The organism is Luteimonas abyssi (genome assembly GCF_001482195.1).
Taxonomy (GTDB): domain Bacteria; phylum Pseudomonadota; class Gammaproteobacteria; order Xanthomonadales; family Xanthomonadaceae; genus Luteimonas; species Luteimonas abyssi.
Window position 1 is genome coordinate 784,042 of the sequence record NZ_KQ759763.1, and the last position, 26,988, is coordinate 811,029.

The window sequence follows — 26,988 nt, forward strand, 5'->3', positions numbered from 1 at the left end:
GAGCGCCCGGACGGCGCCCGGGCCGACCGGTCAGAACGTCCACACCCAGGCGGCGCCGTACACCCACGGGTCGATGCGCGCGGTGCCGAGCGCCGCGCCGTCGACGCGCACGCGGCTGTCGATGTCCATCCAGCGCGCGTCGATGCGCAGCGCACCGCGGCCGCCGAGGGCGATGTCGATGCCGGCGTGTGCGGCCAGCCCCCAGGACTCGGCGAGCGTCAGGTCGCTGCCGGCGAGTGCGCCCTCGGTCCGCTCGCCGAAGAACGCGGTGTAGTTCACGCCCGCGCCGAGCAGAGGCGTGACGCGGCCGCCGCGACCGAAGTGGTACTGCAGGCTGAGCGTGGGCGGCAGGTGACGGGTGCTGCCCACGCGGCCGAGGCCGTCGATCGTGATGTGGTGCTGGAACGGCGCCGCGGCGAGGAGTTCGATGCCGAGGTTGTCGCGCACGAAGTATTCCAGGGCGAGGGTCGGCCGCGCGCTCGCATCGATCGACAGCGGCAGGCTGCCGCCGGCGAGGGTGCCGTTGTCCGAGGCGGGGGCGACCCGGTGCGCGCCGATCGCCAGCGTCCAGTCGCCGGCGGCCTGCGCATGGGCAGTCAGCACGGGCGCTGCGAGGGCCAGGGAGAGGACGAGAAGGGCGGCGCGGCGCGCGATACGGGACGGGGCAGGGGGCGTATGCATCGTGTGGTGCCTCGTGAAGGACTGCCGGCAGTCTCCGCAGCTTCCGCGGCGCACGCCTTGATCGCGATCAAGGCGTGCAGGCGGCCCGCGTGCGCAGGCTGGTAGAATCGGCGCCCTCGCGATCCATCCCGCGAATCCATCCCGCATCCACCCGTCCTGGCCGCGAGGCGGCCGAGAGGAGCCCGCACCATGGCAATCAAGGTAGGCATCAACGGTTTCGGCCGCATCGGTCGCAACGTGCTGCGTTCGGCGGTCCAGAATTTCGCCGACGACATCGAGATCGTGGCGATCAACGATCTGCTCGAGCCCGACTACCTGGCTTACATGCTCCAGTACGATTCGGTCCACGGCCGCTTCAAGGGCACGGTGTCGGTCGAGGGCGACACCCTGATCGTCAACGGCAAGAAGATTCGCCTGACCCAGGAACGCGACCCGGCCAACCTGAAGTGGGACGCCGTCGGCGCCGAGGTGGTCATCGAATCCACCGGCCTGTTCCTGACCAAGGACACCGCGCAGAAGCACATCGATGCCGGTGCGAAGAAGGTGATCCTGTCGGCGCCGTCGAAGGACGACACGCCGATGTTCGTGTTCGGCGTCAACGACAAGACCTACCAGGGCGAGGCGATCATCTCCAACGCCTCGTGCACCACCAACTGCCTGGCGCCGCTGGCCAAGGTCGTCCACGACAAGTGGGGCATCAAGCGCGGCCTGATGACCACCGTGCACGCCGCCACCGCGACCCAGAAGACCGTGGACGGACCGTCCAACAAGGACTGGCGCGGCGGCCGCGGGATCCTGGAGAACATCATTCCGTCGTCCACCGGTGCGGCCAAGGCCGTCGGCGTGGTGATCCCCGAGCTCAACAAGAAGCTGACCGGCATGAGCTTCCGCGTGCCGACCTCCGACGTGTCGGTGGTCGACCTGACCGTCGAGCTCGAGAACGACGCCACCTACGAGGCGATCTGCGCGGAAATGAAGGCGCAGAGCGAAGGCGCGCTCAAGGGCGTGCTGGGCTATACCGAGGACAAGGTGGTCGCCACCGATTTCCGCGGCGAGACCTGCACCTCGGTGTTCGATGCCGAGGCCGGCATCCAGCTCGACGGCACCTTCGTCAAGCTGGTGAGCTGGTACGACAACGAGTGGGGCTACTCCAACAAGTGCCTGGAGATGGTGCGCGTCGTCGCCGCCTGACCCGGTCGATCCAGGCAGGGCCCCGCTCCGGCGGGGCCTTTGCCGTTCGTGAGCTTCCCTTTTCCCGGCGGCGACGTCTTCACCTGCGACCTGCCAGAGTCCGTCGCCGCCAACGCCCAACGTTTACGTCAGAGAGTTGCAGACGCCATGACCATCCTGCGAATGACCGACCTCGACCTGTCCGGCAAGCGCGTGCTGATCCGACAGGACCTCAACGTTCCGATCGAAGACGGACGGATCACCTCGGACCAGCGCATTCTCGCGTCGCTGCCCACGCTCAAGCGGGCCCTGAAGCAGGGTGCCGCGGTCATGGTGATGGCGCATCTGGGCCGTCCCAGCGAGGGCACCTGGAGCGAGGCGGACTCGCTGGCGCCGGTGGCCGAGCGCCTGAGCGCGCTGCTCAAGCGCGATGTCCCGCTGGTGCGCGACTGGGTCGACGGCGTCGAGGTCCAGCCGGGCGAGCTGGTGCTGCTGGAGAACTGCCGGATGAATGTCGGCGAGAAGGCCGACGACGAAGCGCTCGCACGCAAGTACGCGGCGCTGTGCGATGTGTTCGTCATGGACGCCTTCGGCACCGCGCATCGCGCGCAGGCCTCGACCCACGGCGTGATCCGCTTCGCGCCGATCGCCGTCGGCGGGCCGCTGCTGATGGCCGAACTCGATGCGCTCGGGCGCGCCCTCGACGAACCCGAGCGCCCGCTGCTGGCGATCGTCGGCGGCAGCAAGGTCTCGACAAAGCTGGAACTGCTGACCAGCCTGGTCGGCCAGGTCGACCAGCTGATCGTGGGTGGTGGCATCGCCAACACGTTCATCGCCGCGCAGGGCTACGCGGTGGGCAAGTCGCTGCACGAACCCGAACTGCTCGACACGGCGCGGCAGATCCTGGCCGAGGCCAAGGCCAAGGGCGCCGAGATCCCGATTCCCGAGGACGTCGTGGTCGCCAAGGCCTTCCAGCCCGACGCCGAGGCGGCGGTGAAGCCCGTGGACGCCGTGGATGCCGACGACATGATCCTCGACATCGGGCCGAAGACCGCCAAGCGCTACACCCAGTTGATCGGCGAGTCCGGCACCACGGTCTGGAACGGCCCGGTGGGTGTGTTCGAGTTCGATGCCTTCGCCAAGGGCACCGAGGCGGTGGCCCGCGCGACCTCGCGCTGCCACGCGTTCTCCATCGCCGGCGGTGGGGATACGCTGGCCGCGGTCGACAAGTTCGGCGTGGCCGGCGACATCGCCTACATCTCCACCGGCGGCGGCGCGTTCCTGGAGTTCCTCGAAGGCAAGAAACTGCCGGCCGTGGCCGCGCTGGAAGCCCGCGCGGGGTGACCGCCGCGCTGCCTTCGGCCGATGCTGGTCACGATGCGCTGTTCTTCGATCTCGACGGCACCCTGATCGACTCCGAAGCCGGCATCGTCGCCGGCATCGGGCATGCACTGATGGCGGTGGGCGCGGCGGTGCCGGCACGCGAGGCATTGCGGGCCTGGATCGGCCCGCCCATGCGCGACAGCCTGGCGCTTCTGTTCCCTGACGATCCCGACCGTGCCGACCGCGCGCTGGCGGCGTATCGGGCGTATTACGACCGCACCGGCTGGCGCGAACATCTGATCTATCCGGGAATTGGCGCCGCCGTGCGCAGGCTGCACGAGGCCGGATACCGCCTCGCCGTGGTCACGTCCAAGAGCGAGCGGTATGCGCGCCGGATCGTCGAGACACTGCCGTTCGGCGCGGCGTTCGACGACGTGATCGGCGCCAGCGACGACGGTGCCCGACGCTACAAGCGCGAACTCATCGCCGAAGCGCTGCGACGGCTCGATCTGGTCGCGTCGGCATGCCGGATGATCGGCGACCGGCGGATGGACATCGAGGGCGCACGCCAGCATGCGATGCGCAGCGTCGGCGTGCTCTGGGGGTTCGGCGATGCGGCTGAGTTGCGCGCGGCCGGAGCGAATCTGCTGGTCGAGTCGCCCACCGCATTGCTCGCTGCGCTCACCGTGCCGCCCGATGACGCGCCCGCAGCAAGCGCGTGTCCCGCGCCGCACATGAACTGAGACGCGTCCTGCGCTTCCGCGACGGAGATGCACCGTTTAACGCATTGTTTTCCCTTTTTCCGCGGCAGGCGCCCAGCGTTTGGGGTGCGGCGCTCCGGCCGCGACGAAACGCAAGGTATTCACGCATGCGCAAGGGATGGATCGCAGCGGCCGCGGCCGCATTGTTGGTGGGTGGTGGAATCGTCGGCGTCGCCGGCGCGAACTTCGCCGGCACGGACATGTACTACGACGACGACGGTGTGCTTGTGGGCGAGGCGAACTTCAACTGCCGCCCCAACCAGGCTTGGGGCGTGGTGACCGAGAATGTCGTCACCCGCGCGGGCTGCGGCCTGTCGCAGTAGTCCACGCCGCGCCATGACGGAGCGCGTGTCCCGCGGACAACCGGGACATGCGCTCCGGTACGGAGGTCACGTCGTGTTCACGTGTGTTAGGTTTCCGGGCTCGCACAGGAGCCCGACGTGACAGACGAACACCGCCGCCGTACCCGTATCCTCGCCACGCTCGGTCCCGCGACCGATGCCCCCGGCGTTCTCGACGCGATCCTCCAGGCGGGGGTCGACGTGGTCCGGCTGAACTTCTCCCATGGTGATCCGGCATCGCAGAAGGCACGTGCGCAGGCCGTCCGCGAGGCCGCGCTTCGCGTCGGCGCCGAGGTCGGCATCCTGGCCGATCTGCCGGGACCGAAGATCCGCATCGAGCGTTTCGAGAACGGCCGCGTGCAGCTGCGCGCGGGCGAGCGCTTCGATCTGGTCGCCAGCGAGGACGCACCGCCGGGCAACGAGCGCGAGGTCGGCCTGAGCTACCTCGGCCTGCCCGACGACGTGAGGCCGGGCGATGTGCTGCTGCTCGACGACGGCGTGGTGCAGTTGCGGGTGGAGTCGGTGGACAAGCCGCGTATCGTCACCACCGTGCTCAACGACAGTACGCTGTCCGACCGCAAGGGGCTCAACCGGCTCGGCGGTGGGCTGTCCCTGGGCGCGCTGACCGATCACGACCGCTCGCTGATCAAGGTGGCGGCCGAACTGGATGTGGACTTCATCGCGGTGTCCTTCTGTCGCAACGCCGCCGACATGGAAGAGGCGCGCGCACTGGCCCGTGCGGCGGGCAGCGACGCCGCGCTGGTGTCGAAGATCGAGCGTGCCGAGGCGATCGAGAATCTGGGCGAGATCATCGATGCCAGCGACGTGGTGATGGTCGCGCGCGGCGATCTGGGCGTGGAGATCGGCGATGCCGAGCTGCCCGGCCTGCAGAAGAAGATCATCCGCGAGTCGCTGGCGCGCGACCGTGTGGTCATCACCGCCACCCAGATGCTGCAATCGATGGTGGATTCGCCGATTCCGACCCGGGCCGAAGTGCTCGATGTCGCCAATGCGGTCATCGACGGTACCGATGCGGTGATGCTGTCGGCCGAATCCGCTGCGGGCAACTATCCGCTGCGTGCCGTCGAGGCGATGGCGCGGATCTGCATCGGCGCCGAGAAGCAGTTCAGCCACGACACCGACTTCGAGCAGGCGCAGCGCAACCTGGAGCGTGCCGACCAGGCCATCGCGATGGCGGCGATGTTCCTCACCGAGCACATCGGCGTGCGCGCCATCGTGGCGATGACCGAATCCGGCGGCACCGCGCGTTTCCTGTCGCGGTTCCGCTCCAAGGCGCCGATTTTCGCGTTCTCGCGTCACGCCGGCGCGCGGCGGCGCATGCGGCTGATGCGCGATGTGTTCGCGTTCGACTACGACAGCCGTGGTCAGACACCCCGTCAGGCGGCGCGCGGCAGCATCCAGACCCTGGTCGAGGCCGGCATGCTGTCGCCGGGCGAGCGGGTGGCGTTCACCAGCGGCGAGCACATGGAAACCCACGGGGCGACCAATACGCTGCGCCTGCTGCAGGTGGGTGCCGACGGCAAGGCGGAAGGCCTGGGCGAGCTCTAGCGTCTCCCGGATGCCGTGCGGCCCCGTCTCCCGTCCGTTGGCGAGGGGGGCCACGCATGCCGCAACCGATTCCCTTCTCCCGCCTGTGGGGGAAGGGGCCCCGAAAGGGCGGACGAGGGCGGGCCCACCCCGTCTCCGGGCTACAATCGTGGCCCTTTTGCAAATGCCCACCCCGTACCCATGAGCATCGAACAGCTTGCAGAGACCGCCCAGGCCATGGTGGCCCCCGGCAAGGGCATCATCGCCATCGACGAGTCGACCTCGACGCTCGCCAAGCGCTTCGCGGCGGTCGGCATCCCGAACAACGAGGAAAACCGTCGCGCCTATCGCGAACTGCTGCTGACCACGCCGAAGCTGGGGGAGTACATCAGCGGCGCGATCCTGTTCGACGAAACCATCCGCCAGTCGACCAAGGCCGGCGTGCCCTTCACCCGGGTGATGGCCGACAGCGGGATCATTCCGGGCATCAAGGTCGACCGCGGTACGCACGCACTGGCGGGTTTCCCGGGCGAACTGGTCACCGAAGGTCTCGACGGCCTGCGTGAGCGCCTGAAGGAGTACTACAAGCTCGGCGCGCGTTTCGCCAAGTGGCGTGCGGTGATCACCATCGGCGAGGACATGCCCTCGGGCAGCTGCATCGAGGCCAACAGCCACGCGCTGGCCCGCTACGCGGCGCTGTGCCAGGAGAACGGGCTGGTGCCGATGGTCGAGCCGGAAGTCCTGATGGACGGCGACCACGACATCGAAACCGCCTACGAGGTCAACGAGGTGGTGCTGCGGTCCCTGTTCGAGGCGCTGTACAACCAGGGCGTGATGCTTGAAGGCACGATTCTGAAGGCGGCGATGGTGGTGCCGGGTGCCGACAGCGACGAGAGCGCGGAAGTGGACGAGGTCGCGACCTCGACCCTGATGTGCCTGAAGTCGGCGGTGCCCGCGATCCTGCCCGGGATCGTGTTCCTGTCCGGCGGGCAGTCCGACGAAGCGGCGACCGCGCATCTGGACGCGATGAACCGTCTGGGGCCGAACCCGTGGCCGCTGTCGTTCTCGTACGGCCGCGCGATGCAGCAGGCGGCGCTGAAGCTGTGGTCGCAGGACCTGACCGGCAACATCGCCAAGGCGCAACAGACGGTCTACGCACGGGCTCGCGAGAACGGCCTGGCCGCGCTCGGCCAGTGGACCCACGGCGGCTGACGGGACTGCCCCTGCCGTCTCCGCGACGCCGGCCTCGGGCCGGCGTCGTCGCGTGGGTCGACCGTCATGCGCGCCGTCGCGACCTTGCCATCATGACGGCCGCGCTAGGCTCCGGGCATTGCCTCCGAAGGAGAAGATCGCCATGCGCAGCGCTGCCGAAGCCTCCGCCCGCCTGCATGTGCCGTTGTCGGTGCAGGACGCGCTGCGGCGCGGACGTCCTGGCGAGGCCGCGCGTCTGCTGCGGGAGGCCAATCCCGGGCTGGACCCCGCGCGCGCGAAGGCAGCGGTGGCCGACGTGGCCCGGCACCCGCCCGGCCAGCTGGAGGGCATGGATGCGCCTGCAGGCGATTGCGATACCTTGCCGACCGAGGTCGCGGCCAAGCTGGCCACCGGCAACACGCGCGACGCGGCGCGGCGGTTGCGCGAGACGCAACCGGGGTTGAGCGAGGAGGAAGCGCAGAAGACCGTGGAGCGGCACGCCTCGCCGCTGATGCGGCAGGCGCGCACGGAGACCGTGGTGCACGGCGACAGCGGACAGCTCGGCTGGTTGGGCTGGGTGCTGCTCCTGCTGGTGGCCGCAGGCGGCATGGCGTTCTGGCAGGCCGGCGGCACGGGCTGACACGCGCCCGGTCTCGTTCCGGGCCCCGGGCCACCGGCCGGCCGACCCGGGAGCGCCCCTTCGAGCACGCGCGTTCTCGACGGCCGTCCGGCGCGGTCAGGGCAGACCGGCCAGCCAGTCCTCGTCCGTGCCTTCGTTGACGCCTTCGAACAGCGGGGTGGAGAAGTAGCGTTCGCCGGTGTCGGGGAGCATGGTGAGGACGACGTCGCCCTCCGGGGCCTGCCGCGCGACCTCCAGTGCGGCCGACAGCGTGGCGCCGGCGGAGATGCCCACGAAGATGCCTTCCTCGGCGGCCAGGCGGCGGGCGGTCGCGATCGCGTCGGCATCGGCGACCGACAACACCGCGTGCGCGGCGTCCGCATTCAACACCTCGGGCACGAAGTCCGGAGTCCAGCCCTGGATCTTGTGCGGGGCCCAGTCGCCGCCCTGTAGAAGGGCAGCGCCGGCCGGCTCGCAGGCGGTGATGCGGACCTCGGGCCGGGCGACGCGCAAGACTTCCCCGACACCGGTGAGGGTGCCGCCGGTACCCCAGCCGGTGACGAAATGATCCAACCGGCGGCCGGCGAAGTCGCGCAGGATCTCGGCGGCGGTGGTGTTGCGGTGGTAGGCGGGGTTGGCGGGGTTCTGGAACTGGCGGGCGAGGAACCAGCCGTGCTTCTCGGCAAGTTCCTCGGCCTTGCGGACCATGCCGCTGCCGCGCTCGGCGGCGGGGGTCAGGATGACCTTGGCGCCGTAGGCGCGCATCAGCTTGCGGCGCTCGATCGAGAAGGTCTCGACCATGGTGGCGACGAACTTGTAGCCGCGCGCGGCACAGACCATGGCGAGCGCGATGCCGGTGTTGCCGGAAGTGGCTTCCACGATCGTGTCGCCGGGCTTGATCAGCCCGCGGGCCTCGGCGTCGAGGACGATCGCCAGCGCCAGCCGGTCCTTGACCGAGCCGCCGGGGTTGAAGCTCTCCACCTTGGCGTAGAGTTCGACGTGGGGCGGGGCGATGCGATGCAGGCGGACCACGGGGGTCCGGCCGATGGTGTCGAGGATCGAGTCGTGGATCATGCCGCTGCTCCTTGAAGGGGGACGGGAGCCGGCCCACGTGCAGGGGGCGCCGGGTCCGCCCGAGCATCGCTCGTAACGCCCGGGGGCGCCACCGGTTGACATGGAACAGTCTGTGCGGGCCCATGCCTGACGACACAGGGAAATCACGCATCAGACCGTTAACATCGCGTGGTTTTTGACTCGCTCCCCGCGCAGCCCCCATGCAGCCATCGCGTTTCCTTCCGTCGCCACTCCGTCTGGCGGCCCCCCTCCTGTCGGTCCTGCTGGTCGCATGCGGAGGCGGTGGCGACGCGGCACCCCAAGGCAGCCAGGCGGCCGTGGTCACCACCACGGGCGTGGCCATGCGCGACTGGAACGACACCATCCCCGCCCTGGGCACCGTCCAGTCGCGCGAGTCCGTCATGGTGACCGCGAACGTGAGCGAGGTCGTCCAGCGGGTGCATTTCGAAAGTGGCCAGGAGGTCGATCAGGGGGCCACCCTGGTGACGCTCGCCGGCAACCAGCAGCAGGCGGCCCTGGTCGCGGCGGAGGCGGCCGCGCAGGAAGCCGATCGCCTGTTCGAGCGGCAGAAGCAGCTCGCCGAGCAGCGGCTGATCTCGACCGCGTCGCTGGACACCCAGAGCTCGCTGCGCGATGTCGCCCGGGCGCGGGTGGAGGAAATCCGCGCCAATCTGGGCGACCGCCAGATCCGCGCACCGTTCGCGGGCGTGCTCGGCATCCGCCGGGTGAGCCCCGGTGCGCTGGTGCAGCCGGGCACCGAGATCGCCACGCTCGACGACATCTCCAGCGTCTATGTCGACTTCACCGTGCCGGAGGCGCAACTGGCGAATCTGGCCGTGGGGCAGACCCTGCTCGGCACCAGCGTCGCCTACCCGGACCGCACGTTCCAGGGCCGGGTCAGCACGGTCGACCCGCGAATCGACCCCTCCACCCGCGCAGTCGCCGTACGCGGCGACTTCCCGAACCCGGATCGGATCCTGCGTCCGGGCATGCTGGTGCAGATCGACCTGCAACGGCCGACGCGCCAGGCGCTGGTGGTGCCCGAGATCGCCGTGGTGCAGGTCGGGCGCGACACCTTCGTCTACCGCGTGTTGCCCGACGATACCGTCGAGCAGGTGCCGGTACGCATCGGCGCGCGCGTGTCGGGCCTGGCGGAGATCGTCGAGGGCCTGACCCCGGGCGACCGCATCGTGGTCGACGGCACCGGCAAGCTGCGTCCGGGCATGTCGATCGAGGAAGCCGTACCCGGAAGCGCGCCCGACCCGGAAGCCCCCGAGGTCGACGACGAGCGCGCGATCGTGCCCGAGACCACCCTCAACCCGTCGCCCGACGCCGTTCCGCAGGGCTGAGCCCGCGCGCCCGCCTGACGTAGCCCCGAGTTCCCATGCGCCTTTCCGATCTGTCCATCAAGCGTCCGGTATTCGCGGTGGTGATGAGCCTGCTGCTCATCGTGCTGGGGATCATGTCGTTCTCCCGCCTCACCCTGCGCGAGATGCCCAACATCGATCCGCCGATCGTGTCGGTGTCGGTGAACTATCCCGGCGCATCCGCGGCGGTGGTCGAGACCCGCGTCACCCAGATCATCGAGGACGCGCTGGCCGGCATCGAGGGCATCCGCTCGCTGGAATCGCGCAGCCGCAACGGCAGCTCGGGCATCACCCTCGAGTTCAACGTGAACCGCGACATCGAGGCCGCCGCCAACGACGTGCGCGATGCGGTCAGCCGGGTGATGGACCGGATGCCGATCGAGGCCGATCCGCCGGAAGTCGAGAAGGCCGAATCCGACGGCGACGTGATCGTCTGGCTCAACATGCGCTCCGACACCATGGACACGCTGGAGCTGACCGACTACGCCGACCGCTACGTGGTCGACCGGTTGTCGTCGCTCGACGGCGTGGCCCGTGTGGTACTGGGCGGCAACCAGCGGTACTCGATGCGGATCTGGCTCGATCGCGACGCCATGGCGGCGCGCGGGATCACCGCCAGCGACGTCGAGACCGCGCTGCGCAACGAGAACGTCGAGCTGCCGGCCGGCAGCATCGAGTCGGAAACCCGCGACTTCACGCTGCGCGTCGAGCGCGGCTACCGCGAACCCGAGCAGTTCGCGCAGATGCCGCTGCGCAAGGGCGAGGACGGCTACGTGGTCCGGATGGGCGACATCGCCCAGGTCGAGATCGGGCCGCGCGAACGTCGTGCCTATCTGCGCAGCAACTTCGTGCCCAACGTGGGGCTCGGCATCGTGCGCACCTCCACCGCGAACCCGCTGGACGTGGTGCGCCTGGCCCGGGACGAGGCCGAGCGTGTCCAGGACACGTTGCCTCCGGGCACCGACATCTTCGTCGCCTACGACGGCACCGTCTTCATCGAGGAGTCGATCAAGCGCGTGTACTGGACGCTGGGCGAGGCGATGGTGCTGGTGATCCTGGTGATCTGGCTGTTTCTGGGCAGTTTCCGTTCGGCGGTGATCCCGGCGGTGACCGTGCCGGTGTGCCTGGTCGCGGCGTTCATCGGCCTGTACGTCTTCGGGTTCTCGATCAACCTGCTGACCCTGCTGGCGCTGGTGTTGTGCATCGGTCTGGTGGTCGACGACGCGATCGTGGTGCTGGAGAACGTGCAGCGCCGCGCCGATCTCGGAGAGCCTCCGCTGGTGGCGGCGGCGCGCGGGACCAAACAGGTGGCCTTCGCGGTGATCGCGACCACCGCGGTGCTGGTGGCGGTATTCCTGCCGGTGGGGTTCATGGAAGGCAACAGTGGCCGCCTGATGCGCGAGCTGGCGGTGGCGCTGGCGGGTGCGGTGGCGCTGTCGGCATTCGTCGCGCTGACGCTCACGCCGATGATGTGTTCGAAGCTGGTCCGGCCGCACGGCACCAAGCAGAGCCGCTTCAACGAGTGGATCAACCGCCAGCTCGACCGCGTCAGCCAGGCCTACGGCCGCCAGGTGTCGCGCCTCGTCGGCCTGCCGGGCAAGCGCACGCTTGGCATCATGCTCGGGGTGATGGCGCTGTGCCTGGTGGCGTCCGCGCTGCTGTTCACCCGCGTGCCCAGCGAGCTGGCGCCGGCCGAGGACCGCGGCCGCTTCTTCGTCATGGTCGACGGACCGGAAGGTGCCGGTTTCGACTACACCGTGTCGCAGCTGCAGCAGGTGGAGCGGATGATGGCCGGCTTCATCGGCGACGACCAGCCGATCCAGCGGGTGAACTCCCGCGCGCCGCGCGGATGGGGCGGTGGCCAGGAAATGCACACCGCGCAGATCATCGTGTTCATGCAGGACTGGAACCAGCGCTCGGTAACGGCCGAGGACGTGATCCGCGAACTGCGCCCGGAGTTCAACTCGCTGCCCGGGGTGCAGGTGCGTGCCAACGTGCCGGGCGGCCTGATCAGCACACGCGGACAGCGCTACCAGATCGTGCTCGGCGGGCCGAACTACGAGGAACTGGCCGAGTGGCGCGACCGCATGATGGTGCGGATGGAGGAGAACCCCGGCATCGTCGACGTCGATTCCGACTACAAGGAAACCCGGCCGCAGATGCGCGTCGACATCGACCGCGTGCGCGCCGCCGATCTCGGCGTGCCGGTCACCGAGATCGGCCGCACTCTCGAGACCATGATGGGCGCTCGCCAGGTCACCACCTACGTCGACGACGGCGAGGAGTACGACGTCATGCTGCAGGCCAGCCGTGGCAGCCGCATGCAGCCCTCCGATCTCGAGAACACCTACGTGCGTGCCCGCACCGGCGAACTGGTGCCGTTGTCCAACCTGGTCACGCTCAGCGAGATCGCCGAGCCCGGCCAGTTCAACCGCTTCAACCGCATGCGCGCGATCACCATCTCCGGCGGCCTGGCGCCCGGCTACACCATGGGCGAGGCGCTCGAGTGGAGCTACCAGGTCGCGTCCGAGGAGCTGCCCGACTACGCCCAGATCAACTGGAAGGGCGAGGCGCGGGAGTACCAGGAGACCGGCGGAGCGGTGGTGCTGACCTTCGCGCTCGCGTTGCTGGTGGTCTACCTGGTGCTGGCCGCGCAGTTCGAGAGCTTCCTCCATCCGATCACGATCATGCTCACCGTGCCGCTGGCCGTGCTCGGCGCGCTGGCCGGGTTGTGGATCACCGGGGGCACGCTGAATCTCTTCAGCCAGATCGGCATCATCATTCTGGTCGGCCTGGCGGCGAAGAACGGCATCCTGATCGTGGAGTTCGCCAACCAACTGCGCGACGAGGGACGCAGCGTGGGCGAGGCGATCGCCGAAGCGGCCGCGATCCGCCTGCGTCCGATCCTGATGACCGCCGCGGCGACGGTGATGGGCGCGATCCCGCTGATCGTGGCGACTGGGCCGGGCTCGGCCAGCCGCGCCACGATCGGTGTGGTGATCATTGCCGGCGTGGCGTTCGCCACGTTCCTGACCCTTTATGTGGTGCCCGCGTTCTATTCGCTGCTGGCGCCGTACACCCGTTCGCCGGAGGCGCTGGCGCAGGAGCTGGAACGGCTGGAACAGGCCACCCCGACCGTGGGCGGCCATGCCTGAGGCGTCCGCCACGGCCGGCACGCACGCGCCGCCGCGTGTGGACGATCGCATCGTGCTGCGGCCCTGGCGTGCAGCCGACCTCGACGACCTGGTCGCGCATGCCGACGACGCGCGCGTGTCCCGCGGCGTGAGCGACCGCTTCCCGTTTCCCTATACGCGTGCCGACGGCGAGGCGTTCCTGGCCGGGCGCGTGGTGGATATGAGCGTGCCGGTGTTCGCGATCGAGATCGATGGCCGTGCCGCCGGCGGTATCGGCGTGCGGCCGTTCGCCGGCGAACGGCGCGTCGGTGCGGAATTCGGCTATTGGCTGGGCCAGCGCTACTGGGGGCAGGGTCTGATGACGCGGGTGGTGGCGGTGTTCGCACCCTGGGCGATGGATGCGCTGGCGCTGGAGCGCCTGCAGGCGACAGTGCTGGACTTCAACGTCGGCTCTGCGCGCGTCCTGGAGAAGAACGGGTTCACCGAGGAAGGCGTACACCGGCGCGCCCTGCGCAAGCGCGGGCAACTGCACGACCTGCGGATGTTCGCGCGGTTGCGTGAGCCGGACCACGGCTGCGTCCCTTGAGCGCGCCAGGGCTTGGAACCCCGTCCGTGGGGTGAAGCAACCGATCCCTCGACGATGCCGGTGACCGCGCGGGCGTGTTCGCGCACACTGTGTGTCGGGGACGAGGCCTGTTCCCGAGAATCGTAGACAATCGGCCCGGCCGTCCCGCCGACGGTTTCGGCCCACCGACCGGGGAGCTGCTGCGTGGAACCATTCGTCAATTCGCTCAACGGACTCATCTGGAGTCCGCCGCTGATCGTGCTGTGTCTGGGGGCAGGGCTTTATTTCTCCCTGCGGACCCGTTTCATGCAGATCCGCCAGGTCGGTGAGATGATCCGGCTGATGCTCACCGGCTCGAAATCCGAAGCCGGTGTGTCGTCGTTCCAGGCCCTGGCGATGTCGTTGTCGGGTCGTGTGGGCATCGGCAATATCGCCGGCGTGGCCACGGCAATCGCATTCGGCGGCCCCGGTGCGGTGTTCTGGATGTGGGTGATGGCGTTCCTCGGTGCGTCGACGTCCTACATCGAATCCACACTGGCGCAGATCTACAAGGAAACCGATGACGAGGGCCGCTACCGCGGCGGCCCGGCCTATTACATCGAAAAGGCGATGGGGCAGAAGTGGTACGCATGGTTGTTCGCCATCGTGACCATCATCGCAGCCGGCTTCCTGATGCCGGGCGTGCAGGCGAACGGCATTGCTTCGGCCGCGTTCAACGCTTGGGACGTTCCGCCAGCGGTGACGGCGGTGATCGTGGTGATCGGGCTCGGCTTCATCATCTTCGGCGGCGTCAAGCGCATCGCCCGGTTTGCCGAGATCGTGGTGCCGTTCATGGCGCTGGCGTATCTGCTCATGGCCATGGTGATCATGTTCCTCAACGCATCCGCGCTGCCGGACATGTTCAGGCTGATCCTGGAAAGCGCGTTCGGCATGCACGCGGGTTTCGGCGCGATGCTGGGACTGGCGGTGGAATGGGGCGTCAAACGCGGTATCTATTCCAACGAGGCCGGTCAGGGCACCGGACCCCACGCCGCCGCCGCGGCGGAGGTGTCGCATCCGGCCAAGCAGGGCTTCGTGCAGGCGTTCTCGATCTATGTCGATACGCTGCTGGTGTGCTCGGCGACCGCGTTCATGATCCTGTCGACCGGCATGTACAACGTCGTGGGGCGCGCCGGCGAGATGGTGGTCGAGGCCTTGCCGGGTGTCGAAGTCGGTCCGGGGTTCGCGCAATTCGCGGTCGAATCGGTGATGCCCGGCTACGGGGCCGGGTTCGTGGCGCTGGCGTTGTTCTTCTTCGCGTTCACGACCATCGTGGCGTACTACTACATGGCCGAGACCAATATCACCTACATCAACCGCAACGCCCATCGGCCGTGGATGGTGTTCGCACTGCGCATCGCGATTCTCGCCGCAGTGACGTTCGGCTGCGTGCGCACTGCGGAAATGGCATGGACGCTCGGCGATATCGGTGTGGGAACGATGGCGTGGCTCAACCTGATCGCGATCCTGATCCTGCAGAAGCCCGCACTGCTGGCACTGAAGGACTACGAGGCACAGAAAAAGATGGGCCTGGATCCCGTGTTCGATCCGTTGAAGCTCGGGATTCCCAACGCCGATTTCTGGATCAAGAAGAAATGACCGGACATGGTGACAGTGGTGGCGGCAACCCTTGGCGCCGTGGTGGCGGACGCGACGACCCGCCGCGGCACACGCCGCGAACGACCCCGCGGCCATCTCGCGCGGACGGGCCACATGCCGATGCGGCTCCACGTACAGACGCTGGATCGCGCGGGTCGGGCGCGCCCCGTGGCCCGCGTCCGCCGCGCGCCGCGGCATGGCCCGCGCCGGATAGCGAAGCGGCGGCCGCCCCGCGCCCCGAGCGCCGCGATGAGCTGCGCCTGCATGGCCTGAATGCGGTCGAGGCGATGTTCGCGCGGCGTCCCGACGCGCTGCGCAAGCTCTATCTGGTGCAGTCGCGGATCCATCGTCTGCAGCCATTGCTGAAGTGGTGCGTATCGCAGCGGCTGGGGTATCGCGTGGTCGAGGAGGACGACCTGACCAAGCTCGCCGGCAGCGCGCATCACGAAGGTGTGGTGGCGGACGTGACCCGTGCGCCGGTGCCCGTGCTCGAGACCTGGTTGGCGGGGCGTGACACCGCATCGCCAAGCTGCCTGTTGTGGCTGGACGGCGTCGGCAATCCGCACAACTTCGGCGCGATCCTGCGTTCGGCGGCGCACTTCGGCATCGATGCCGTGTTGCTGCCTGCACAAGGTGGGCTGGCGTTGTCGGGTTCGGCCGCGCGCGTGGCCGAGGGCGGTGCGGAGGCGGTGCCATTGGTCCGGCTGCCGCCGGCAGCGGAGGCGATCGGCTCTCTGCACGCGGCCGGTTACCGCCTGGTCGCGACGGTCGCGCGCGATGGCGACGATCTCTTCCGCAATGCGCCTCCGGCGCGTGTCGTCTACGTGCTCGGTGCTGAGGGCGAGGGCATGGACCCCGTGCTGACAGCGGCCTGCGACCGGCGGGTATCGATTCCCGGTACCGGCGCGGTCGAGAGCCTCAACGTGGCGACCGCCACCGGCGTGTTGCTGGCGAGCTGGCGCGCGGCGCACGGCTGAGCCCGGCCGATCTCCGAGACGCGCGTCCTGATGTCCCGGCGCTGGATCCCTTAGGTCTGTGGATCCCTTAGGTCTGTCGGAGGGCGGCGGGCGTCGATGCGATTCTTCGCCCGACTGCGGGGCGGTCGGTGACGGGGACGGTGTAGGGGTGTGGCGCTTCGCGTTGTTGTCGCCACGGCCCGATGGGCGCGCCGTGGTCGGCGGCCCCTTCCAGCGAAGGCCACCGGTCGCCACGTAGGGTGATGGCTTCTTCCTGGCCTGGCGTCTCCCGGGCCATCACATCCGAGGGTGTGGTGCGGCATTCGCTCGGGGCATCCCCGGTTCCCGCGGCGCCCCTCGGGTTACGCCCTAGGCTCAGTCCCCGTCGGTGGTCGAGGGCGGAAAGCGCTCGCTGGACTCGGCCACCAGATAGGCGAACACGCTGTAGGCGGCGACATTCTGTTTCACCGCGTCCGGATCGACCTTGTCGAGGGTGTCGTCGGCATTGTGGTGCAGGTCGAAATAGTGGGTGCCGTCCTGTCCCAGCCAGGCCCAGGACATGCCCCGTTGCGCCAGCGGCAGGATGTCCGGTCCCGGGCTGCCGTCGTCCGGCGCGAACGCGATCTCCAGCGGTGCGAGCGCGTCGGCGATCTGCCGGGTGAGCGGGTGCGATGCGTCCTTCGCGCTGGTGTTGAAGGCATAGATGCGGCCGGCGCCGAAGTCGCTCTCGGCACCGACGATGTGCGTGGTCGTCAACGTGTCGGCGTGGCGCTCGGCATACTGGCGCGCGCCGATCAGGCCCTGCTCCTCGTTGGCGAACGCGATCACCCGCAGCGTGCGGCGCGGCCGCTCGGGCAATCGCCCGATCAGGTGGCCGGCAGCCATCGTGATGCCGACACCGGAGGCATCGTCGACCGCGCCGGTGCCGAGATCCCAGGAGTCCAGATGACTGGCGATCACCACGATCTCGTCGGGCGCCTCGCGCCCCGTCAGCTCGGCGATGACGTTCTGCGAGGTGTACTCGCCGTTGAAACCGCAATCCAGGGCGAGTCGTACCTGCACCGGACCGCGTTCGAGCAGACGCACGAGCTGGTCGGCATCGGGCAGCGAGGTCGCCGCCGCGGGAATCGGGGTGACGCCGTCTTCGAATCGGGTCATGCCGGTGTTGGCGACGCGGTTCGGGCTGGTGCCGATCGAGCGCATCAGGAAGCCGACCGCGCCCTTGGCCGCGGCCACCGATGGGCCGCGGCTGCGCACCGGCCCGGCGGCGCCGTAGCCCGAACCGTCACGCGTGCGCTCCATGCGGAAATCGAGGAAGACGATCTTGCCGGCGACCTCGTCGGGCGATGCGGCGTCGAGCGAAGCGAAGTCGGCGAAGCGCACGATCTCGGCCTCGACGGTGCCGCCGGGGCTGCCGCCCAGCGCGGTCACCACCAGCGGCTGGGCGTGCGTGCCGAGCACGCTGGCGTGTTCGCTTCGACGCTCCCACTTCGGAAAGGTGACCGGCTCGGTCCACACGCGGTCGAAGCCCAGCGATTCGAAGCGTGCCTGCGCCCAGGCCACGGCGCGCGCATCGGCCTCGCTACCGGGCAGGCGCGGGCCGATCTCGGTGGTCAGCGCCTCGATGATGCGGTAGCCCGTGTCGTCGGTCAGCGCCTGCGCGCGCAGTGTGTCGGCGGTTCGCAGGGCCTCGGGCGGCAGGGGCGTCTGGGCCTGCGCGGAGCAGGCCGCGGACAGTGCGAGCAGCAGGGCGGCAAGGCGCATGGGAACTCCCGGACCGTAAACATGAACAGCCGCGAGCTTAGCACTCGCGGCTGTTCGCATTCGCAGGAGCGCTCCTGCGGTCTTGATCAGACCGTGGGGCCGTCGGGGGAACGCACCTTCAGGCTGTCGCGGATCTCGCGGAGCAGCACGATGTCCTCGGCCGGCTTGGGGGCTTCGGCCGGCTTCTCTTCCTGCTTGCGCTTGAGGCGGTTGATGAACTTCACCACCAGGAAGATCGCGAACGCGACGATGACGAACTGGATGAGCGTGTTGAGGAACAGGCCGATGCCGACGGTCACCGCGGGCACGACCTCGCCGGCCGCGTCCACGGTTTCGCCTCGCAAGGTGATCGCCCATTCGGAGAAATCCACGCCGCCGATCAACAGCCCGATCGGCGGCATGATGATCTGGTCGACCAATGCGGTGACGATCTTGCCAAACGATGCACCGATGATCACACCGACCGCGAGGTCGATGACGTTGCCGCGGACCGCGAACTCCTTGAACTCAGACAGGACACCCATCGCACACACCTCGTTCCAAAGGGGAAGACGGCGGGACTATACGACGGCAGATGTGATCCGACAGTTCAACAGCGCCACACCTTCGAGTTCGGCGCGGCAGACGTCGCCGGGCACGAGCGCCGCGACGCCGGCCGGCGTGCCCATGAACACCAGATCCCCGGCGCGCAGCCGGTACAGGCGCGAGAGTTCGTGCAGGATGTCGGCCACGTTCCAGATCATGTCGCCGAGCGGGGCCTGTTGTCGCACCGTGCCGTTGACGGCGAGCGACAGCAGCCGGGTCGGCAGCGAGGCCGCGTCGACCTGGCCGGCCGGGACGAGCTCGCCGATCGGTGCGGAGGCATCGAAGCCCTTGGCGATGTCCCAGGGCAGGCCCTTGGCCTTGGCGGCCGCCTGCAGGTCGCGGCGGGTCAGGTCGAGGCCGATGCCGTAGCCGAAGATCAGGTCGGTCGCGTTCGCGGTCGACAACACGCCTGCAGGCGCATCGTGTCCGATGGCGACGACCAGTTCGACCTCATGGTGAAGGTCGTGGGTGGCCGATGCATATGGGACGTCCGGCCCGGTCACGATGGCATCGGCCGGTTTCATGAAGAACACCGGCGTGCCGCGCGTTTCAGGCGAGACCGGCGCCGCAGCGCCCATCTCGCGCGCATGATCGGCGAAGTTGCGACCCACGCAGTAGATCCGACGCACGGGGAACGTCCCGCCGCCGCGCACGGGGACACGCGGCACGTCCGGCGCCGGGATCACATCGCGCATGAAAGAATCCTCAGCGGAGCAGAGGCTTGTCGACGACGCGGAACTCGCCGTCCAGAGTGGCATCGGCACGCGCGCGCGCCGGACGGCCGCGCTGGCCCAACACGCGGGTCACCATGCCGACGGCGAGCATGCCGACACCAATGATCACCCCGAACACCAGCAACACCGCCAGAAGCGCGAGCCCCACCAGGCCCAGGCCCACACGAAGCAGCGGGTGACGCGGCTTGCGGGGCGCGAAGACGGCATCGAACATGGACGACCGAAGACGCAGGCGGAGGGTGTGAAGTGCGCTGGAGATCATCAGGACCGTGTGACAATGTGAAGGCGTTGTGTTCGACAGTATCGGGCCACGAAGGTTCAAAGAAGTAATGAGTTCGTTAAGTTCGAGTGACGGTAACGACGATCGCGCCCCGGCCCATGCGGTCTCTTTGATCGCGATCGACGGTATTCCGGAGGGCGGGTTCGCCGAGATCGAAGCGGAAGTCGACGGCGTGGCGGAATCGATCGTGCTCTATCGCGAGGGCGCGCAGGTGCGTGCCTGGCTCAATGTCTGCCCCCATGCGGGACGGCGTCTGGACTGGGCCCCGGGTCAGTTTCTCAAGTCGCGCGACGGTGCGCTGGTCTGCGCGGCGCACGGTGCGAGCTTCGAGACCGGCGATGGCGTCTGCATCGCCGGCCCGTGTCGAGGTGAGCGGCTGCGTGCGGTGGCGGTGACGGTCCGCGGTGATGCGGTCCTGCTCGGGGAGGCCTGATCGGCGATCCCGTGCGCGTGCCGCGGGGGCATTGCGCGATGAAGCCGACGCGCACGCGCGGACGCCCGCGTCGCCGGGCGGTTCCTGCACGCCAGGTCAGAACACCAGGTTGACCATCGCCACGACCACGGCGGTGTAGGCCAGCGACAGCGGCAAGCCGGTCCGCCATAGATCGGCCGCGCTGTAGCCGGCCGGGCCGACCACCATCGACATCACCGGGTTCGACTGGGTCATGAAGTTGTTCGACGCCGACAGCGCCACGACAAGGGCGAACGCGGTCGGGTCGGCGCCTGCGGCCAGGGCCAAGTTGATCGCCATCGGCACCATGACGATGGTGGCGCCGACATGGCTGATCACCAGCGAGAACGCCATGGTCAGCAGGGCCACGGCGATCTCCAGCGACCAGATCGGCATCCAGTCCGGCAAGCGCTCCACGCTGTGGCCGGCCACCCAGGCGGCCGCACCGCTGGAATCCATCGCCCAGCCGAGCGGGATCAGGCAGGCCATCAGGAACACCGTCTTCCAGTTGATCGCGCTGTAGGCCTCGTCCATCTTCAGCACGCCGCACACGAGCATGCCGGCCACGCCGGTCATCAACGCGATCGAGGTGGGAATGCGCGAGGACAGGGCGATCAGTACCGTCACCGCGAAGATCGCCATCGCGATCTTGAACTTGTGCGGGCGCTGCTCGCCCTTGGGGTAGTCGGTGACCACCACGAAGTCGCGGCCCTTGGCGTTCTCCGCCAGCGCATGCCAGAAACTGTGCAGCACGAGCATGTCCCCGGCGCGCAGGGTGACGTCGCGCACGTCCTCGGTGATGACGTCCTTGTCACGGTTGATCGCCAGCAAGCGCAGGCCGAGGCGGCGCCGCAGCTGCAGTTCGTTGGCGGTCTTGCCGATGTAGGTCGAGGTCGGCGGCACCACCGCCTCGGAGATGCCGGCGCGGCTGGGATTGAAGTGGTCGCCGAAGTTGCGCAGGCGTGTGGTCATGCGCAGGAACTGGTTCTGGGCGAAATCCGCCACCTGCTGGCGCGGCCCCATGGCGCCGATCACGCTGCCGACCCAGATGCGGACGTCGGCGGCCGGCGCGAGCTTGGCATCGTCCTCGGACTTCAGCGCCAGCATCACCGGGGCGTCGTGCAGCGCCTCGGCTTCGCCGAAGGTCATGCCGACCAGCGGGCTCTCCGCGGTCACGGTGAGCTCGAAGACATCGCCCTCGATGCCGTAGGTACGCGCGAAGTAGCTCTGCGTGCGGCCGGGTGCGACGCTGCCGTCTTCCTTGTCGGCCAGCAGTTTGCCGCCGAAGAAGTGGAAGTAGGCCAGGCCCAGCACCAGCAGCGCGATACCGATCGGCATCGGGGCGAACATGTTCAGCGGGACCAGCGTGGCCACGCCCGACGGCAGGTTGCTGTTGGCGGCCACCAGCAGATCGTTGAGCAGGATCAGCGGCGAGTTGCCGACCATCGTCAGCGAGCCGCCCATCACGATGGCCGCCGCGATCGGGATCAGCATCCGCGACAGCGGCACGCCGGTGCGCGACGACAGCCGCGAGGCGACCGGCAGGTACAGCGCCATCACCGACGGATTCTGCATGAACGACGAGTTGAGCCCGGCCACCGCCGAGGTCAGCAACAGCAGCCGACGCTCCATGCCGTGCGCGCGGCGCAGCAGCCAGCCGGCGAGCCGGTTCAGTGCGCCGGTGCGGTCCAGGCCCATGCCCAGAATCATCGTGGCGATCACGCTGATCACGGCATTGGAGGAAAACCCGTTGAACAGGTCCTCGGGCGCGACCTGGCCGGTCAGGCCCAGCAACACCAGCACCACCAGCGCGACCAGGTCGGCGCGCACGCGCTGGAAGACGAACAGGAGCATCGTCAGGACCACCAGTCCCAGAACGATCGCCATGTCGTTGGTGAGCGCGAGCGTGGTGTCCATGCCTGTCGTGTGGCGTCAGCGCCTCAACACCGGTCGTACAGGAGATCCCACACATCGTGGCCCAGGCGTTGGCCCCGGGTCTCGAAGTGGGTCTGCGGGCGCCATGCGGGGCGCGGCACCTGGCCGCGCGGTCCTGCACGGTTGCGGAGTCCTTCGGTGGCGTCGAGCACGTCCCACATGTGCTCGGCATAGTCGTGCCAATCGGTCGCCAGGTGCAAGCGCCCGTCCGCGGCGAGCTTGCGCACGAGCAGCGCGGCGAAGGCCGGCTGCACCAGACGCCGCTTGTTGTGGCGCTTCTTGTGCCAGGGATCGGGGAAGTAGATGCGGACTTCGTCGAGCGCGCCGTCGGCGATCTCGCGCTCGATCACTTCCACCGCATCGTGGTGGTAGAGCCGGACGTGGTCGCTGCCGTCCTCGGCCAGCGCATTGAGCAGGCGGCCGACGCCGGGCGCATGGACCTCGATGCCGATGTGGTCGCGATCCGGATCCTGACGCGCGGCGAAGCGCAGCGCTTCGCCGTTGCCGAAACCGATTTCCAGCACGCGACGCGCGCGACGACCAAACTCGGTGTCGAAATCGCGGGGCGTCCCGGCGTAGTCGAGGCCGAAGCGCGGCCAGAGGGCGTCGAACGCCCGCTGCTGCGCCTCGGTGAACCGGCCCTGGCGCAGGACGAAGCTGCGCACCGCCCGATGCCCGGGCGTGACCGTGAACGGCTTCTTCGCCAGCAGGTCCGCGGCGCCGGTGGTCTCGGCCGAGGCGGCCGGTGGCAGCGGTGCGGGGTCCTCGTCCTCGGGGGGGCGGGTCATCAGCCGATCAGCCCGTCCACCGGCGAGGATGCGCTCGCGTAGCGCTTGCGCGGAATGCGCCCGGCCAGGAACGCCTCGCGTCCGGCCTTCACTGCCAGCTTCATCGCCCGCGCCATGCGGACCGGTTCGCGCGCGCCGGCGATGGCGGTGTTCATCAGCACGCCGTCGCAGCCGAGCTCCATCGCGATGGCGGCATCGGAGGCCGTGCCCACACCGGCGTCGACGATGATCGGCACCTTGGCGTTCTCGATGATCTCGAGCAGGTTGTAGCGGTTCTGGATGCCCAGGCCGGAGCCGATCGGCGCCGCCAGCGGCATCACCGCCACGCAGCCGATCTCTTCCAGGCGGCGCGCGAGGATCGGGTCGTCGCTGGTGTAGACCATCACCTGAAAGCCGTCGGCGACGAGCTGCTCGGCGGCGGTGAGAGTCTGCACCACGTCGGGGAACAGCGTTTTCTGGTCGCCCAGCACCTCGAGCTTCACCAGCGCATGGCCGTCGAGCAGCTCGCGCGCCAGGCGGCAGGTGCGCACCGCATCGTCGGCGGTGTAGCAGCCGGCGGTGTTGGGCAGCAGGGTATAGCGGTCGGGGGGCAGGACATCGAGCAGGTTGGGCTCGTCCGGGTTCTGCCCGATGTTCGTGCGGCGGATGGCCACGGTCACGATCTCGGCGCCCGCGGCCTCGGTGGCCAGGCGGGTCTCGTCGAGGTCCTTGAACTTGCCGGTGCCGGTGAGCAGGCGCGACGCATAGGTCTTGCCGGCGATGCTGAGGGTATCGGTCGATTGCATCCGCGCATTATCGCCCATCGCGCCCCGTGCTTGGCGGTGATCTGCGCATCGTGGCGTGAATGTCGGTCCGCCTCCACGGGCGGGCCGCTCGCACCGGCCCGGCCGTCGTCGCCCTTCCGGGCGCGAACCTGTGCCGCGTTCGGCCGCGTGTGGTTCGGTCGCGCGTTCGCGTGCCGGCGATGCCTCAGCCGCCGCCGAGCGCGTGCACGATCTCCACGCGATCGCCTTCGGCGAGCCGGTGCGCCTCGTGACGGCTGCGGGGGACGATCTCGCCGTTCACCTCCACCGCCACCCGGCGGCCGGCCAGCCCACGGGCGACCAGGAGTTCGGCGATGGTGCGGGCGGCATCCAGCTCCAGGGTGTCGCCGTTGATGAGAATCTGCATGGCCGCATTGTCGCCGCTTCTCGGGACGCATGCACGCGGGTGCGGTCGATGACGCAGTGCGGCGTGAGTCGTGTCGGGGGGACGTGGAACATGACGGCCCCATTCGCCGGCGCATGGCTGGCGTTTCACGTGACTCCGGAGGACGCATGCGTCTGCTCGCCCGCTCCACCCTGGCCGCTGCGCTCGCGTTGGCCGCCGCCCCCGTCCTGGCCCAGCAGGGTCAGTTCTCGCGCACCCTCTTCTTCGGTGACAGCCTGACCGACGCCGGTCACTACCGGCCGGTGCTGATCGACGCGATCGGGCCGTCGGGCGCGCTGATCGGCCAGTCCACCACCAATCCGGGCTTCGTCTGGGCGCAGCACGTGGCCAGCCATTACGGCACCGACCGGTTCGCCAACGGCAACGGCCAGGGCGGCGACAACTATGCGGTCAGCGGTGCGCGGGTGACCGAGGACACGGTCGGTTCGCTGGGCCCCACGCCCTCGGTGACGACCCAGGTGCGGACGTATCTTGCCGGTGGTGCGGCGGATCCGGATGCGCTCTACACGGTGTGGGCGGGCGCCAACGACCTCTTCGCCATCGCTGCCGGCGCGCCGGTGGAAAGCACGCTCGCCACGGCGGTGGGCGGCCAGGTCCAGGTGATCGGTGGCCTGCAGGCGGCCGGTGCGCGTTACGTGCTGGTGCCGACCCTGCCCGACATGGGCCAGACACCGGCCGCGCGCGCGCAGGGACCGGCCGCTCAGGCGCAACTGACTGCGCTGGCGAGCGCCTACAACGACGCGCTGTTCTCCGGGCTCGATACGGCAGGGCTGCGGGTGATTCCGCTCAATACGTTCTCGTTCCTGCAGGAGGTCATCGCCGACCCGGGCACCTACGGATTCGGCAACGTGACCGGCGTGGCGTGCACCGTCGAACAGTCGATCACCTGCAATCCCAATTCGCTGGTCTCGCCGGACGCGGCGAACACCTATCTGTTCGCCGACGGCGTGCATCCGACGACCGGCGGCCATGCCGCATTGGGCGATTTCGCCATCTCGGTGCTCGAGGCGCCGGCGCAGATCGCGGTGTTGCCGCAGTCGGTCGCCGTGGTGGGGCGTTCGCGCGCCGAACGCGTGGCCTGGCATGTCGATGGTCGCCCGCAGGCTGACGGGCAGGGCATGTGGTTCGACCTGCGCGGCGATTACCAGCGCTACGACGACGGCGATGCCTACGACGGCCTGGCGCCGGCCCTGACGGTCGGTTTCGACTGGACCCGCGGCAATACCGTGTTCGGGGTGTTCGGCGGCTACGGCGTCACCCGGCAGGACTGGGGCCTGAGCCGGGGCGATTTCCGTCACAAGGACGCCACCATCGGCGGCTTCGTCGGCTGGTACGGCGAGAACGGCGCTTGGGTCAATGGCCAGGTCAGCTGGTCGAGTATCGACATCGACACCAACCGCCATGTCCGTCTCGGTCCGGCGTTGCGTCAGCACCGCGGCTCGGCGGACGGCGAGAACCTCACCGCGGCGGTGCATGCCGGCTGGAACTTCGAGTCCGGCGCGCTCACCCACGGGCCGGTGCTGGCGGTGATCTCGCAGCGCATCGATGTCGACGGCTTCGAGGAAAGCGACAGCGAGCTGTCCACCGCGCTGGGCTATCCGGACCAGAGCTACGACTCCCTGGTCGGCAGCGTGGGCTGGCAGGTCGCATTGCGCGACGGCGCCATCCGCCCCTATCTGCGCGCCACCTGGGACCGGGAGTTCGAGGATGCGCCCGAGGAAGCGTTCGCGCGTGTGCTGTCGCTGCCGTCGACCGGCGAGTTCGCGGTGCCGGCACTGGCCTACGACGACCGCTACGCCACGGTGACCCTGGGTGCCCGCACCGGCCTGTACGGCATGCAGGCCAACTTCGGCGTCAGTGGCACGCTGTCGCATCGCGACGGCGGTAATTCGACCGTCTTCGTGAGCCTCAATCGGGCGTTCTGAGCCGGATCAGCCGGAGCCGCCGCCGTCCGGCGGCGGCTCCGGCCGGAGAAGCGGCGGCACGTTGCCAGCAGCGCGCCGCCGACCTAGACTTGCCCCGACGCGGGTGTAGTTCAATGGTAGAACTTCAGCTTCCCAAGCTGATAGCGTGGGTTCGATTCCCATCACCCGCTCCATTTCCCTTCGGCCATGGTCTCGAGTGGCATGCCCTCGAACGGTCGAGTCCTGAAGTAGCCGGTGTCCCGGGCTTGGCTGAAGCATAGGTCTCGCGTGATCCTCGCGAGGTTCCGGCCGCGAGTTCTCCTTGCCGCTCTGCCAGCCCTGTGATCTGAGGTCGGGGCGTTCGCACACGCCAGACGGCTGTCGATCCGCAGGGACGACGGGTGCCCGCGATCCGGGCCAGGGCACCAGTGAGCGCTGGTTATCAGGGGTCTCAGGGTGCCCTCGGATACGGTGCGGCATGCATCCGCCGAACCGCCACAAGGCGACAAGGGCCGCGGTGCTAAGCTCCGCGCTCCGATTTTTCCCCTCTCCGAGGCGTTACCCCGCATGAGCAACTCACCGACCCTGGACTCCATCGCTTCGGCCCGCGCCAAACTGGAAGACGAGCTGCGCAAGCTCGAGACGCAGGAGTCCGAGCTTCGGCAGCAGCAGGCCGAAGGCGCGTTCTCGCAGGTGATGACGCTGCTGGAGCAGTACGCCGAACATTTCAACGGCCGCCAGCGTTCGGACATCGTCGCCGCCGTGGGCGGTACGACGCCATCCCGCAAGCCGGCCGGCAATGGGGTCAAGCGGGAAGTGCCGCCGAAGTACTGGCTGCCGCATTCCGGCGACACCTGGACCGGCCGCGGCCGCACGCCGAGGTCGTTCGCGGCCTGGCAGGAGACGTCGGCCTACAAGGAATGGAAGGCGCGTCACCCGGACGAGAAGTTTCCCAAGTTTCCGGGCTGAT

25 protein-coding genes and 1 tRNA gene are annotated in these 26,988 nt (G+C 68.9%); 16 read left to right on the forward strand and 10 right to left on the reverse strand.

From position 1 onward, the window contains the following. Window positions 1–30 precede the first annotated feature (30 nt). Window positions 31–654: an OmpW/AlkL family protein gene (locus tag RG19_RS03180; protein WP_058836380.1), complete on the reverse strand. Its 624-nt coding sequence runs from the start codon at window positions 652–654 to the stop codon at window positions 31–33. 216 nt (window positions 655–870) lie between these two features. On the opposite strand from RG19_RS03180, the gene gap reads away from it, so the two are divergent. From gap to RG19_RS03215, 7 genes are all read left to right on the forward strand, one after another. Then, window positions 871–1,872 carry a type I glyceraldehyde-3-phosphate dehydrogenase gene (gene gap / locus RG19_RS03185; protein ID WP_058834003.1) on the forward strand — a complete coding sequence of 334 codons (1,002 nt, stop codon included), beginning with the start codon at window positions 871–873 and terminating at the stop codon, window positions 1,870–1,872. Window positions 1,873–2,019: 147 nt separating this feature from the next. Continuing rightward, complete coding sequence (locus RG19_RS03190) at window positions 2,020–3,195, forward strand: phosphoglycerate kinase (RefSeq protein ID WP_058834004.1); 1,176 nt, start codon at window positions 2,020–2,022, stop codon at window positions 3,193–3,195. 38 nt (window positions 3,196–3,233) lie between these two features. Next, a complete protein-coding gene (locus RG19_RS03195) occupies window positions 3,234–3,917 on the forward strand; it encodes an HAD-IA family hydrolase (protein ID WP_058836381.1) in 684 nt (227 codons plus the stop codon). Between the two features lie 125 nt (window positions 3,918–4,042). Further along, window positions 4,043–4,258, forward strand: a complete 216-nt coding sequence (locus RG19_RS03200) for a DUF6289 family protein (RefSeq protein WP_058834005.1) — start codon at window positions 4,043–4,045, stop codon at window positions 4,256–4,258. A gap of 117 nt (window positions 4,259–4,375) precedes the next feature. Beyond that, window positions 4,376–5,845, forward strand: a complete 1,470-nt coding sequence (gene pyk / locus RG19_RS03205; protein WP_058834006.1) for a pyruvate kinase — start codon at window positions 4,376–4,378, stop codon at window positions 5,843–5,845. Window positions 5,846–6,025: 180 nt separating this feature from the next. Next, window positions 6,026–7,036, forward strand: a complete 1,011-nt coding sequence (locus RG19_RS03210) for a class I fructose-bisphosphate aldolase (protein ID WP_058834007.1) — start codon at window positions 6,026–6,028, stop codon at window positions 7,034–7,036. Window positions 7,037–7,178: 142 nt separating this feature from the next. Next, entirely contained in the window at window positions 7,179–7,655 is a 477-nt protein-coding gene (locus RG19_RS03215) for a hypothetical protein (protein WP_058834008.1), read from the forward strand. A 96-nt stretch (window positions 7,656–7,751) separates the two neighbouring features. Here RG19_RS03215 and cysK read toward each other — a convergent pair whose 3' ends face one another. After that, entirely contained in the window at window positions 7,752–8,708 is a 957-nt protein-coding gene (gene cysK, locus RG19_RS03220; protein WP_058834009.1) for a cysteine synthase A, read from the reverse strand. A 200-nt stretch (window positions 8,709–8,908) separates the two neighbouring features. On the opposite strand from cysK, the gene RG19_RS03225 reads away from it, so the two are divergent. From RG19_RS03225 to RG19_RS03245, 5 genes are all read left to right on the forward strand, one after another. Next, window positions 8,909–10,057 carry an efflux RND transporter periplasmic adaptor subunit gene (locus RG19_RS03225; RefSeq protein WP_082672439.1) on the forward strand — a complete coding sequence of 383 codons (1,149 nt, stop codon included), beginning with the start codon at window positions 8,909–8,911 and terminating at the stop codon, window positions 10,055–10,057. A gap of 35 nt (window positions 10,058–10,092) precedes the next feature. Then, window positions 10,093–13,230: an efflux RND transporter permease subunit gene (locus RG19_RS03230; RefSeq protein WP_058834010.1), complete on the forward strand. Its 3,138-nt coding sequence runs from the start codon at window positions 10,093–10,095 to the stop codon at window positions 13,228–13,230. Continuing rightward, a complete protein-coding gene (locus RG19_RS03235) occupies window positions 13,223–13,795 on the forward strand; it encodes a GNAT family N-acetyltransferase (protein ID WP_058834011.1) in 573 nt (190 codons plus the stop codon). Before RG19_RS03230 ends, RG19_RS03235 begins: the two co-directional genes overlap by 8 nt. A gap of 183 nt (window positions 13,796–13,978) precedes the next feature. Then, window positions 13,979–15,412, forward strand: coding sequence for an alanine/glycine:cation symporter family protein (locus RG19_RS03240; protein WP_058834012.1), 1,434 nt, complete (start codon window positions 13,979–13,981; stop codon window positions 15,410–15,412). Beyond that, window positions 15,409–16,389: a TrmH family RNA methyltransferase gene (locus RG19_RS03245; protein WP_082672440.1), complete on the forward strand. Its 981-nt coding sequence runs from the start codon at window positions 15,409–15,411 to the stop codon at window positions 16,387–16,389. Before RG19_RS03240 ends, RG19_RS03245 begins: the two co-directional genes overlap by 4 nt. A 354-nt stretch (window positions 16,390–16,743) precedes the next feature. Here the strand turns inward: RG19_RS03245 and RG19_RS03250 are convergent, their stop codons facing one another. The 4 genes from RG19_RS03250 to RG19_RS03265 form a co-directional block, all read right to left on the reverse strand. Continuing rightward, window positions 16,744–18,132 (reverse strand): M28 family peptidase, encoded by a 1,389-nt coding sequence (locus RG19_RS03250; protein ID WP_058834014.1) that lies wholly within the window; start codon window positions 18,130–18,132, stop codon window positions 16,744–16,746. 86 nt (window positions 18,133–18,218) lie between these two features. Beyond that, window positions 18,219–18,656, reverse strand: a complete 438-nt coding sequence (mscL, locus tag RG19_RS03255) for a large-conductance mechanosensitive channel protein MscL (RefSeq protein ID WP_058834015.1) — start codon at window positions 18,654–18,656, stop codon at window positions 18,219–18,221. 36 nt (window positions 18,657–18,692) lie between these two features. After that, window positions 18,693–19,412: a fumarylacetoacetate hydrolase family protein gene (locus RG19_RS03260; protein ID WP_058834016.1), complete on the reverse strand. Its 720-nt coding sequence runs from the start codon at window positions 19,410–19,412 to the stop codon at window positions 18,693–18,695. Between the two features lie 10 nt (window positions 19,413–19,422). Beyond that, window positions 19,423–19,665 (reverse strand): hypothetical protein, encoded by a 243-nt coding sequence (locus RG19_RS03265; RefSeq protein ID WP_058834017.1) that lies wholly within the window; start codon window positions 19,663–19,665, stop codon window positions 19,423–19,425. Between the two features lie 115 nt (window positions 19,666–19,780). Here RG19_RS03265 and RG19_RS03270 point away from each other — a divergent pair, with 115 nt between their 5' ends. Then, window positions 19,781–20,164 carry a Rieske (2Fe-2S) protein gene (locus tag RG19_RS03270; RefSeq protein WP_058834018.1) on the forward strand — a complete coding sequence of 128 codons (384 nt, stop codon included), beginning with the start codon at window positions 19,781–19,783 and terminating at the stop codon, window positions 20,162–20,164. 96 nt (window positions 20,165–20,260) lie between these two features. On the opposite strand, the gene RG19_RS03275 is transcribed toward RG19_RS03270, so the two are convergent. The 4 genes from RG19_RS03275 to thiS form a co-directional block, all read right to left on the reverse strand. After that, complete coding sequence (locus tag RG19_RS03275) at window positions 20,261–22,099, reverse strand: SLC13 family permease (protein ID WP_058834019.1); 1,839 nt, start codon at window positions 22,097–22,099, stop codon at window positions 20,261–20,263. A 23-nt stretch (window positions 22,100–22,122) separates the two neighbouring features. Continuing rightward, complete coding sequence (gene trmB, locus RG19_RS03280) at window positions 22,123–22,905, reverse strand: tRNA (guanosine(46)-N7)-methyltransferase TrmB (protein WP_082672441.1); 783 nt, start codon at window positions 22,903–22,905, stop codon at window positions 22,123–22,125. Then, window positions 22,905–23,690, reverse strand: coding sequence for a thiazole synthase (locus RG19_RS03285; RefSeq protein WP_202905313.1), 786 nt, complete (start codon window positions 23,688–23,690; stop codon window positions 22,905–22,907). Before RG19_RS03285 ends, trmB begins: the two co-directional genes overlap by 1 nt. Before the next feature lie 184 nt (window positions 23,691–23,874). Further along, window positions 23,875–24,075, reverse strand: coding sequence for a sulfur carrier protein ThiS (gene thiS, locus RG19_RS03290; protein WP_058834021.1), 201 nt, complete (start codon window positions 24,073–24,075; stop codon window positions 23,875–23,877). A 170-nt stretch (window positions 24,076–24,245) separates the two neighbouring features. Between thiS and RG19_RS03295 the strand changes: the two genes are divergently transcribed. From RG19_RS03295 to RG19_RS03305, 3 genes are all read left to right on the forward strand, one after another. Continuing rightward, window positions 24,246–26,039 carry an autotransporter domain-containing protein gene (locus RG19_RS03295; RefSeq protein ID WP_202905368.1) on the forward strand — a complete coding sequence of 598 codons (1,794 nt, stop codon included), beginning with the start codon at window positions 24,246–24,248 and terminating at the stop codon, window positions 26,037–26,039. A 99-nt stretch (window positions 26,040–26,138) separates the two neighbouring features. Next, a tRNA-Gly gene (locus tag RG19_RS03300) sits at window positions 26,139–26,212 on the forward strand. A 373-nt stretch (window positions 26,213–26,585) separates the two neighbouring features. After that, complete coding sequence (locus tag RG19_RS03305) at window positions 26,586–26,987, forward strand: H-NS histone family protein (RefSeq protein WP_058834023.1); 402 nt, start codon at window positions 26,586–26,588, stop codon at window positions 26,985–26,987. Window position 26,988: the final 1 nt, after the last annotated feature.

Bases quoted from the DNA above. Each gene is read 5' to 3' on its own strand.
- RG19_RS03270 (WP_058834018.1), top strand. From the start codon at position 19,781: ATGAGTTCGTTAAGTTCGAGTGACGGTAACGACGATCGCGCCCCGGCC.
- RG19_RS03215 (WP_058834008.1), top strand. From the start codon at position 7,179: ATGCGCAGCGCTGCCGAAGCCTCCGCCCGCCTGCATGTGCCGTTGTCG.
- RG19_RS03225 (WP_082672439.1), top strand. From the start codon at position 8,909: ATGCAGCCATCGCGTTTCCTTCCGTCGCCACTCCGTCTGGCGGCCCCC.
- RG19_RS03260 (WP_058834016.1), bottom strand. From the start codon at position 19,412: ATGCGCGATGTGATCCCGGCGCCGGACGTGCCGCGTGTCCCCGTGCGC.
- RG19_RS03190 (WP_058834004.1), top strand. From the start codon at position 2,020: ATGACCATCCTGCGAATGACCGACCTCGACCTGTCCGGCAAGCGCGTG.
- cysK (WP_058834009.1), bottom strand. From the start codon at position 8,708: ATGATCCACGACTCGATCCTCGACACCATCGGCCGGACCCCCGTGGTC.
- mscL (WP_058834015.1), bottom strand. From the start codon at position 18,656: ATGGGTGTCCTGTCTGAGTTCAAGGAGTTCGCGGTCCGCGGCAACGTC.
- RG19_RS03305 (WP_058834023.1), top strand. From the start codon at position 26,586: ATGAGCAACTCACCGACCCTGGACTCCATCGCTTCGGCCCGCGCCAAA.
- RG19_RS03235 (WP_058834011.1), top strand. From the start codon at position 13,223: ATGCCTGAGGCGTCCGCCACGGCCGGCACGCACGCGCCGCCGCGTGTG.
- RG19_RS03250 (WP_058834014.1), bottom strand. From the start codon at position 18,132: ATGCGCCTTGCCGCCCTGCTGCTCGCACTGTCCGCGGCCTGCTCCGCG.
- RG19_RS03285 (WP_202905313.1), bottom strand. From the start codon at position 23,690: ATGCAATCGACCGATACCCTCAGCATCGCCGGCAAGACCTATGCGTCG.
- RG19_RS03210 (WP_058834007.1), top strand. From the start codon at position 6,026: ATGAGCATCGAACAGCTTGCAGAGACCGCCCAGGCCATGGTGGCCCCC.
- thiS (WP_058834021.1), bottom strand. From the start codon at position 24,075: ATGCAGATTCTCATCAACGGCGACACCCTGGAGCTGGATGCCGCCCGC.
- RG19_RS03230 (WP_058834010.1), top strand. From the start codon at position 10,093: ATGCGCCTTTCCGATCTGTCCATCAAGCGTCCGGTATTCGCGGTGGTG.
- RG19_RS03265 (WP_058834017.1), bottom strand. From the start codon at position 19,665: ATGTTCGATGCCGTCTTCGCGCCCCGCAAGCCGCGTCACCCGCTGCTT.
- trmB (WP_082672441.1), bottom strand. From the start codon at position 22,905: ATGACCCGCCCCCCCGAGGACGAGGACCCCGCACCGCTGCCACCGGCC.
- gap (WP_058834003.1), top strand. From the start codon at position 871: ATGGCAATCAAGGTAGGCATCAACGGTTTCGGCCGCATCGGTCGCAAC.
- RG19_RS03200 (WP_058834005.1), top strand. From the start codon at position 4,043: ATGCGCAAGGGATGGATCGCAGCGGCCGCGGCCGCATTGTTGGTGGGT.
- RG19_RS03245 (WP_082672440.1), top strand. From the start codon at position 15,409: ATGACCGGACATGGTGACAGTGGTGGCGGCAACCCTTGGCGCCGTGGT.
- RG19_RS03275 (WP_058834019.1), bottom strand. From the start codon at position 22,099: ATGGACACCACGCTCGCGCTCACCAACGACATGGCGATCGTTCTGGGA.